Origin of the sequence: Neptunomonas phycophila, assembly GCF_001922575.1 — a bacterium.
Lineage (GTDB): Bacteria > Pseudomonadota > Gammaproteobacteria > Pseudomonadales > Balneatricaceae > Neptunomonas > Neptunomonas phycophila.
In genome coordinates this window covers 1-713 of sequence record NZ_MRCI01000015.1, presented here as the reverse complement: position 1 = coordinate 713, position 713 = coordinate 1, and the positions used below count along the sequence as shown (strand labels likewise).

The 713-nt window shown below is 45.0% G+C and carries 2 tRNA genes and 2 rRNA genes; all 4 read left to right on the top strand.

Annotated features, from left to right (window positions below):
- Positions 1-78, top strand: a 16S ribosomal RNA gene (locus BS617_RS17890); the annotation flags it as partial.
- A 108-nt stretch (positions 79-186) separates the two neighbouring features.
- A tRNA-Ile gene (locus BS617_RS17885) sits at positions 187-263 on the top strand.
- Positions 264-304: 41 nt separating this feature from the next.
- Positions 305-380: transfer RNA gene (locus tag BS617_RS17880), tRNA-Ala, on the top strand.
- A gap of 241 nt (positions 381-621) precedes the next feature.
- Positions 622-713 (top strand): 23S ribosomal RNA (locus BS617_RS17875); the annotation flags it as partial.

Here is a 713-nt window from a genome sequence, read left to right as displayed (position 1 = left end):
ACCACGGTGTGGTTCATGACTGGGGTGAAGTCGTAACAAGGTAGCCGTAGGGGAACCTGCGGCTGGATCACCTCCTTAAACGATTAGCCGAATCCTGGCATAGCGTTCACACGAATTATCTGACCGAAGTGTAAAGAGAGCAAATAAGTGATTTGATGCATTTATGCATTAAATGACTAATGCGATAGGCTTGTAGCTCAGCTGGTTAGAGCGCACCCCTGATAAGGGTGAGGTCGGTGGTTCAAGTCCACTCAGGCCTACCAATATTAAATTGGTCAAAGCAATAGTCGTCGCTTGCAAACATGGGGCTATAGCTCAGCTGGGAGAGCGACTGCCTTGCACGCAGTAGGTCTGCGGTTCGATCCCGCATAGCTCCACCATGACTCTTGAAAGGGAAAGTAAGAACGTAGCGTTCTTTTTTTTGCCCGAATAAAGTCAGCCATGAAGAGTTTTAAAACATATTCTCACGTTTGAGTTTATCTTTTAAAGCTTTTTTGCTTTAAACGCTCTTTAACAATGTGGATTTGATGAAATTAAAGTCTTGTTTTTAACAAGCGCCAAGTAAAAGTAATTTTATCGTTACGAGAACATGTTTCTTGAACAGACGCCTTCGGGTTATATGGTCAAGTGACAAAGCGTGCACGGTGGATGCCTTGGCAGTCAGAGGCGATGAAGGACGTGGTAACCTGCGAAAAGCGTTGGGAAGGTGGTAA